Below are 230 nucleotides of genomic sequence, written 5' to 3' on the forward strand. Positions count from 1 at the left end.
CTGGAAGCCGACGCCGACGCCGACCCGGTTCGGCGTGCGCACGCCGGCCGCGCTGGTGGCCATGTTGAGCATCGCCGCGTTCATCGCGCCCTGGCGGTCGATGCGCTTGTCCTGGCGGCGGAAACGGTCGTCGACTTCGCCCTGGTACATCGTGAAGTTGTCGGCCATCGCCGCGTAACGCTGGTCGGTATAGCTGTTGGCCTGGCTGATGCCGCCATCCAGTTGCGCCT

Annotated in this window: 1 protein-coding gene; it reads right to left on the bottom strand. The window is 67.8% G+C overall.

The genetic code is table 11. The features are described 5' to 3' along the window. Window positions 1-230, bottom strand: a 230-nt coding sequence (locus SB658_RS28070) for a hypothetical protein (protein WP_410603888.1), incomplete at both ends; no start/stop codon positions are given.

The sequence above is a fragment of the Bacillus sp. SIMBA_008 genome, assembly GCF_046535495.1.
Taxonomy (GTDB): domain Bacteria; phylum Bacillota; class Bacilli; order Bacillales; family Bacillaceae; genus Bacillus; species Bacillus subtilis.